Consider the following 2,627-nt stretch of genomic DNA (forward strand, 5'->3'; position numbering starts at 1 on the left):
ACTGGCGGGACCACCCGCTAAGCCTAAATACTTCTTGATGACCGATAGCGGACCAGTACCGTGAGGGAAAGGTGAAAAGTACCCCTGGCGGGGAGTGAAATAGTACCTGAAACCGTGTGCCTACAATCCGTCAGAGCCCGGCCGGCCTTTTGGCAGTGGGGGTGATGGCGTGCCTTTTGAAGAATGAGCCTGCGAGTTAGCGGTGTGTGGCAAGGTTAACCCGTGTGGGGAAGCCGTAGCGAAAGCGAGTCCTAATAGGGCGATTGAGTCGCGCGCTCTAGACCCGAAGCGAAGTGATCTAGCCATGGGCAGGTTGAAGCGCCGGTAAGACGGCGTGGAGGACCGAACCCACTTCAGTTGAAAATGGAGGGGATGACCTGTGGTTAGGGGTGAAAGGCCAATCAAACTTCGTGATAGCTGGTTCTCCCCGAAATGCATTTAGGTGCAGCGTTGCGTGTTTCTTGCCGGAGGTAGAGCACTGGATAGCCGATGGGCCCGACCAGGTTACTGACGTTAGCCAAACTCCGAATGCCGGTAAGTGAGAGCGCAGCAGTGAGACAGTGGGGGATAAGCTCCATTGTCGAGAGGGAAACAGCCCAGACCATCAGCTAAGGCCCCTAAGCGATAACTAAGTGGAAAAGGATGTGGAGTCGCAGTGACAACCAGGAGGTTGGCTTGGAAGCAGCCACCCTTGAAAGAGTGCGTAATAGCTCACTGGTCAAGTGATTCCGCGCCGACAATGTAGCGGGGCTCAAGTTATCCGCCGAAGCTATGGCACTCCGGTTTTCCGGGGTGGGTAGGGGAGCGTCGTGTAACCAGTGAAGCAGCGGAGTGATCCAGCGGTGGAGGTTACGCGAGTGAGAATGCAGGCATGAGTAGCGAATGATGTGTGAGAAACACATCCGCCGATTGATCAAGGGTTCCAGGGTCAAGCTAATCTGCCCTGGGTAAGTCGGGACCTAAGGCGAGGCCGACAGGCGTAGTCGATGGACAACGGGTTGATATTCCCGTACCGGCGAAGTGACGCCCATGATGAGGCGCATGATGCTAACCATCTGAAGCATGCGTGACCGATCCCTTCGGGGTGAGGCGTGTGTGTGGAACATGGGACCCAAGTGTGTAGTAGTCAAGTGATGGGGTGACGCAGGAAGGTAGTCGAACCGTAGCGATGGTTGTCTACGGGTAAGCGTGTAGGGCTGTGTGTAGGCAAATCCGCGCACTGTATGCCTGAGACGTGATACGGACCCGTTTGGGGAAGTCGATGATCCTATGCTGTCGAGAAAAACCTCTAGCGAGTCATGAGCCGCCCGTACCCCAAACCGACTCAGGTGATCAGGTAGAGAATACCGAGGCGATCGAGCGAACCATGGTTAAGGAACTCGGCAAAATGCCCCCGTAACTTCGGGAGAAGGGGGGCCCGGATCGTGAACCCACTAGCTGGGGGAAGCGTGAAGGGCCGCAGAGACCAGGCCCAAGCGACTGTTTACTAAAAACACAGGTCCGTGCGAAGTTGTAAGACGATGTATACGGACTGACTCCTGCCCGGTGCTGGAAGGTTAAGAGGACGGGTTAGCCTCACGGCGAAGCTCAGAATTTAAGCCCCAGTAAACGGCGGTGGTAACTATAACCATCCTAAGGTAGCGAAATTCCTTGTCGGGTAAGTTCCGACCTGCACGAATGGAGTAACGACTTGGGCGCTGTCTCAACCGTGGACTCGGCGAAATTGCACTACGAGTAAAGATGCTCGTTACGCGCGGCAGGACGGAAAGACCCCGGGACCTTTACTATAGTTTGGTATTGGTGTTTGGTTCGGCTTGTGTAGGATAGGTGGGAGACTGTGAAGCGCACACGCCAGTGTGTGTGGAGTCAACGTTGAAATACCACTCTGGTCGTACTAGATGTCTAACTTCGGACCATGATCTGGTTCAGGGACAGTGCCTGATGGGTAGTTTAACTGGGGCGGTTGCCTCCTAAAGTGTAACGGAGGCGCTCAAAGGTTCCCTCAGCCTGGTTGGCAATCAGGTGGCGAGTGTAAGTGCACAAGGGAGCTTGACTGTGAGACAGACATGTCGAGCAGGGACGAAAGTCGGAACTAGTGATCTGGCCACGGCATGTGGAAGCGTGGTCACTCAACGGATAAAAGGTACCCCGGGGATAACAGGCTGATCTTCCCCAAGAGTCCATATCGACGGGATGGTTTGGCACCTCGATGTCGGCTCGTCGCATCCTGGGGCTGGAGTAGGTCCCAAGGGTTGGGCTGTTCGCCCATTAAAGCGGCACGCGAGCTGGGTTTAGAACGTCGTGAGACAGTTCGGTCCCTATCCGCCGCGCGCGTAGGAAACTTGAGAAAGGCTGTCCCTAGTACGAGAGGACCGGGATGGACGAACCTCTGGTGTGCCAGTTGTACCGCCAGGTGCATGGCTGGTTGGCTACGTTCGGAAGTGATAACCGCTGAACGCATCTAAGCGGGAAGCACGTTTCAAGATGAGGTTTCCCACCCTTTATGGGTTAAGGCCCCCTACAGACTATGGGGTTGATAGGCCGGAGGTGTACAGCAGTGATGCCCAGCCGACCGGTACTAATAGGCCGAGGGCTTATCTTTCATAAACCCTCAACAAAAACAACAA

At 55.2% G+C, this 2,627-nt stretch carries 1 rRNA gene (cut by a window edge); it reads left to right on the plus strand.

Annotated elements, in window-relative coordinates:
- A 23S ribosomal RNA gene (locus ACFWQC_RS28215) occupies positions 1-2,602 on the plus strand; it begins 588 nt to the left of the window's first position.
- Positions 2,603-2,627: the final 25 nt, after the last annotated feature.

It is taken from the genome of Nocardioides sp. NPDC058538 (assembly GCF_042719275.1).
Classification (GTDB): domain Bacteria; phylum Actinomycetota; class Actinomycetes; order Propionibacteriales; family Nocardioidaceae; genus Nocardioides.